We start from the raw sequence: 5,269 nt of genomic DNA, 5'->3' as shown, positions 1-5,269 counted from the left end.
GGACGGCGGAGAGCAGAAGCGCCGCCGTCTCCCCCGCCCGCTCGATGATGACCGCGTAGCCCATCGGCGCCAGGGCGGCGGCGTAGAAGCTCGGCACCAGCAGCCGCCCGACCGTCCGGCCGTAGCTTTGCGGATCGAACAGCACCAGCGGCAGCGTGCCGCGCACGATGGTCGCCAGCCCGGCCCCCGCCCCGAACAGCAGGGAGAAGGCAACACCGGCGGCCAGCACCGCGCCGCTCCACAGCCCGATCAGGAAGCCGGGCAGCAGCAGCCCGCAGGCGAGCAGCGCCAGGGCGGTGGGGTGCAGGCGGGACCCCGACAGCACCTCGCACAGCCGGGCCGAGGACTGGCCGACGCCGCGCACTGTGGAGATCCACACCGCCACCGCGGGCGCCGCCCCCAGCCCGACCAGGATGCCGATCATGTGCGCCGACATCGCCGAGGTCAGCACGCCGACCGCCGTGGTCATCACCATATAGAACAGCGGCGCCACCCAGGCCCGCCGCCGCGGATCGGCGGGTCCGGCAGGCTCCGTCCCGGCCGGCACCGGCGGGCGCACATAGCGGTCGGACGGGATGGCGGCGTGCAGCGGGATCGTCAGAAGCGCGATGACGGCGTAGGCGACCAGCGCGCCGCGCCAGCCCCAGGCGTCGGCCATCGCCTGCCCCACCGGCCACAGCACCGTCGACGCCAGCCCGCCCAGGAGGGTGATCTGCGAGATCGGCACCCGCGCCAGCGGGCCACCCAGGCGGGCCAGGGCGGCGAAGGCCGCCTCGTAGAGGCTCGCCCGCATCGCCAGCCCCAGCACCAGCCAGGACGCGTAGTAGCTCACCAGCCCGGTGGAGGAGGCCAGCCCCAGGCACCCCGCCGCCGTCAGCAGCGAGCCGATGACCATCACCGGGCGGCCGCCCCAGCGGTCGATGGCCCGCCCGACGCTGCCCGACACCACCCCCATGACCAGCAGCGCCGCCGTGAAGCCGCCGAAGGCCACCGGCAGGCTCAGCCCCAGGTCGGCGGCCATGGGGTTCCCGAAGATGGCGATCAGGTAATAGGAAATCCCCCAGCACAGCAGCTGCGAGACGCCAAGGAACCAGACCAGCCGGCGGGTGATGTGCGACATGAGGGACCAGGAGACGACGGAAAGCGGCAGGCACCCTAGCCAGCCGGTCGGACACCGACAAACGACTTGTCTTCCGCCGACCGGTGAGAAAAACTCAACGGATGCCGTCCCGCTTCCCGCCGCTGAACGCCCTGCGCGCCTTCGTCGCCGCCGCCCGCCATTCCAGCTTCCGCCTCGCCGCGGAGGAGCTGAACGTCACCCCCGGCGCGGTCAGCCGCCAGATCCGCAGCCTGGAACTCTTCCTCGGCGTCCCGCTGTTCGACCGCAGCCAGCGGCAGGTCCGGCTGACCGAGGCCGGGGCGCGCTACTTCACCCGCATCGCCGACCTGTTCACCGAGATCCAGCAGGCGACCGACACGCTGCTCGACGGCGACGGCCGGCGGACGCTGCGGGTGGACTGCATCCCCACCTTCGCCATGCACTGGCTGCTGCCGCGCCTGCCCCTGTTCCAGCAGCGCTTCCCGGAGCTGGCGGTGTCGCTGTCCACCGCCCCCGGCCCGATCGACATCGGCCGTCCCTTCGACTACGCCATCCGCCGCGACCCCGCCCATTTCGCGGGGCTGAAGCCGCTGCCCCTGATGCGCGAGCATTGCGTGCCGGTGTGCAGCCCGTCCTTGCCGGGGCTGGAGACGCTGCGCAGCCCCGCCGACCTGACCCGCCGGACGGTCATCACCATCCGCGCTCGCGCCGACCTGCTGCCGGCCTGGAGCACGGCGCACGGGCTGGAGCTGGACGCCTTCCGCAACCGGATGGAGGTCGACCACACCTACTTCGCCATCCAGGCGGCGGAGGACGGGCTGGGCGTCGCCATCGTGCCGCGGCTGTTCGTGGAACGCCCGCTGGAGACCGGGCGGCTGACCGCGCCGCTGGGAGCCGAGGGGGTGGTGTCCGGCCACTATTACCTGCTGGAAAGCCGCCAGCGCGGCCACACCGAGGCGCCGGCCTTCCCCGATTGGCTGCGCGAACAGGCCGCCGGCGCGTCAACACAGGGCCGATAAGTGCGCAGGGCCGATAAGGGAGAATGGTGGGGTCCTTGCCCTTGCTTTGGCGGGGCGGGGCCTTTAGTGTCCGGCCTCGAACCGTTCCCCCCACGACGCCGGATTTTCCAAGCCCCATGAAGGCCGCCGTCATCGTTTTCCCCGGCTCCAACCGCGAACGCGACGCCGTCGCCGCGCTGGAGGCCGCCAGCGGAACCAAGCCGCATCTGGTCTGGCACCGCGACACCGAACTGCCCAAGGTCGATCTCATCCTCGTGCCGGGCGGCTTCTCCTATGGCGACTATCTGCGCTCCGGCGCCATGGCGGCGCACTCGCCGATCATGCGCGAGGTCAAGGCGCGGGCCGATCAGGGCGTGCGGGTGCTCGGCATCTGCAACGGCTTCCAGATCATCACCGAGGCGGGGCTGCTGCCCGGCGCGCTGATGCGCAACGCCAAGCTGAAGTTCATCTGCCGCACGGTGCATCTGCGGGTGGAGAACACGGACAGCCCCTTCACGGCCAGGTACCGCAAGGGCCAGATCGTCCGCTACCCGGTGGCGCACGGCGACGGCAACTACTGGACCGACGCCGAGACGGTGAAGCGGCTGGACGGCGAGGGCCAGGTGGCCTTCCGCTACGTCAGCGACGAGGGCGATGCCGTTCCGCGCTGGAACCGGAACGACTGGAACCCGAACGGTTCGCTGGACAACATCGCCGGCATTTTCAACGCCAAGCGCACCGTGCTCGGCCTGATGCCGCACCCCGAGGACGCGGTGTCCGCCTTCCATGGCAACACCGACGGCAAGCCCATGTTCGATGGTCTGGTGGAGGCCCTGTCGTGACCACCGCGCAGCAGCCCGCAGTCTCCCTGGAGATGGCCCGCGAGTTCGGCCTGTCCGAAGGGGAATACAACAACGCCCTGGAGATCCTGGGGCGCCAGCCGACCTACACGGAGCTGGGCATCATCTCGGTGATGTGGTCGGAGCATTGCTCCTACAAGTCGTCGAAGAAGTGGCTGATGACGCTGCCGACCACCGGCCCGCAGGTCATCTGCGGCCCCGGCGAGAACGCCGGCGTGGTCGATGCCGGCGACGGCGACGCCATCATCTTCAAGATGGAGAGCCACAACCACCCGTCCTACATCGAGCCCTTCCAGGGCGCGGCGACGGGCGTTGGCGGCATCCTGCGCGACGTGTTCACCATGGGCGCCCGGCCCATCGCGAACATGAACGCGCTGCGCTTCGGCGCGCCCGAGCATCCCAAGACCCGCCATCTGGTGTCGGGCGTGGTGGCCGGCATCGCCCATTACGGCAACTGCGTCGGCGTGCCGACGGTCGGCGGCGAGACCAACTTCCACCCGGCCTACAACGGCAACATCCTGGTCAACGCGATGACCGTGGGCGTGGCCAAGGCCGACCGGATCTTCTATTCCGCCGCCGCGGGCGTCGGCAACCCGGTGGTCTATGTCGGCTCCAAGACGGGCCGCGACGGCATCCACGGCGCCACCATGGCGTCGGCCGAGTTCAGCGAGGATTCGGAGGAGAAGCGCCCGACCGTGCAGGTCGGCGACCCCTTCACCGAGAAGCTGCTGATCGAGGCCTGCCTGGAGCTGATGGAGACGGACGCCATCGTCGCCATCCAGGACATGGGTGCGGCCGGTCTCACCTCCTCCTCGGTCGAGATGGCCGGCAAGGGCGGGCTCGGCATCGAGCTGGTGCTCGACGACGTGCCGATGCGCGAGGAGGGGATGACCCCCTACGAGATCATGCTCTCCGAAAGCCAGGAGCGCATGCTGATCATCCTGAAGCCCGGCCGCGAGGAGGTCGCCAAGGCGATCTTCGACAAGTGGGAGCTGGACTTCGCCGTGATCGGCACGCTGACCGACACCGGCAAGCTGGTCATCAAGATGCATGGCCAGACCTGGTGCGACATGCCGATCGCGCCGGTCTCCAACGCCTCGCCGCTCTACGACCGTCCGTGGGAGCCGACCCCGGCCGCCGCGGAGCTGGAGGACGCCGTGCGCGCCCTGCCGGCCGACAAAACGCTGGGCGACATCCTGGAAAAGATCATGTCCTGCCCCGATCAGGCGTCCAAGCGCTGGATCTGGGAGCAGTATGACAGCCTCGTGAACGGCGACACCCGCTTCATGTCCGGTCAGGCCGACGCGGGCGTGGTGCGGTTGCCCGGCCAGAGCAAGGGCATCGCCGTCACCACCGACTGCACCCCGCGCTACTGCCTCGCCGACCCGGTGCGCGGCGGCGCCCAGGCGGTGGCCGAGGCCTACCGCAACCTGTCCGCCGTCGGCGCCCTGCCGCTGGCCGTCACCGACAACATGAACTTCGGCAACCCCGAGAAGCCGCGGATCATGGGCCAGTTCGTCGGCGCCATCCAGGGCATGGCCGACGCCTGCCGCGCACTGGACTTCCCGGTCGTGTCGGGCAACGTGTCGCTCTACAACGAGACCAACGGCGAGGCGATCCTGCCGACCCCGGCCATCGGCGCCGTCGGCCTGCTGCCCGACGCCATGATCGCCGTCGGCATCGCCTTCAAGAACGAGGGCGACACCATCCTGCTCGTCGGCGAGGGCACCGGCCATCTCGGCCAGTCGCTCTACCTGCGGGAGATCCTGGGCCGTGAGGACGGTCCGCCGCCGCCGGTCGATCTGGCGGTGGAGCGCCGCAACGGCGAGTTCGTCCGCGGCCTGATCGCCGAGGGACTGGTGTTGTCGAGCCACGACATCCAGGACGGCGGCCTGCTGGTCACCGTGGCCGAGATGGCCATGGCCGGCGGCATCGGCGCCAACCTGTCGGGCCTCGACGGTGCGGACGCCGGCACCCTGTTCGGCGAGGATCAGGGCCGCTACGTGCTGGCCGTCCGCGCCGACAAGGCCGCCGCGGTGCAGGAGAAGGCCAAGGCCGCCGGCGTGCCGGTGAGCGTGCTCGGCAAGACCAACGGCACGGCCCTGACCGGCCGTGGCGGCGAGGCGATCACCATCGCACGCCTGAAGAAGGCCAACGAGGCCTGGCTGCCCGGCTACATGGCCGCCGCCGAGTGATCGGACGCGGCTGAGAGGTCGAAGAACGGAAGGCCGGGCTGACGCCCGGCCTTTTCGTTTTGGGGCGGAGTCTTGCCCCCACCCTTCCCACGGCTTCGCCGCGGGCCCCTTCCCTCC

General features: G+C 70.5%; 4 protein-coding genes. 3 read left to right on the top strand and 1 reads right to left on the bottom strand.

Annotated features, from left to right (window positions below; genetic code table 11):
- The coding region (locus Q4I23_RS30220) for an MFS transporter (RefSeq protein ID WP_498528669.1) at positions 1 to 1,120 on the bottom strand (1,120 nt) is incomplete at its 3' end.
- A gap of 101 nt (positions 1,121 to 1,221) precedes the next feature.
- Between Q4I23_RS30220 and Q4I23_RS30215 the strand changes: the two genes are divergently transcribed.
- From Q4I23_RS30215 to purL, 3 genes are all read left to right on the top strand, one after another.
- Complete coding sequence (locus Q4I23_RS30215; RefSeq protein ID WP_498528668.1) at positions 1,222 to 2,118, top strand: LysR substrate-binding domain-containing protein; 897 nt, start codon at positions 1,222 to 1,224, stop codon at positions 2,116 to 2,118.
- A 116-nt stretch (positions 2,119 to 2,234) separates the two neighbouring features.
- Complete coding sequence (gene purQ, locus Q4I23_RS30210; RefSeq protein ID WP_498528667.1) at positions 2,235 to 2,939, top strand: phosphoribosylformylglycinamidine synthase subunit PurQ; 705 nt, start codon at positions 2,235 to 2,237, stop codon at positions 2,937 to 2,939.
- A gap of 32 nt (positions 2,940 to 2,971) precedes the next feature.
- Positions 2,972 to 5,152: a phosphoribosylformylglycinamidine synthase subunit PurL gene (gene purL / locus Q4I23_RS30205; RefSeq protein ID WP_498528670.1), complete on the top strand. Its 2,181-nt coding sequence runs from the start codon at positions 2,972 to 2,974 to the stop codon at positions 5,150 to 5,152.
- Positions 5,153 to 5,269: the final 117 nt, after the last annotated feature.

It is taken from the genome of Azospirillum sp. UFLA03-27 (assembly GCF_059803775.1).
Note: the sequence above shows the minus strand (reverse complement) of the source record. Positions and strands in the feature narration are given on the sequence as shown.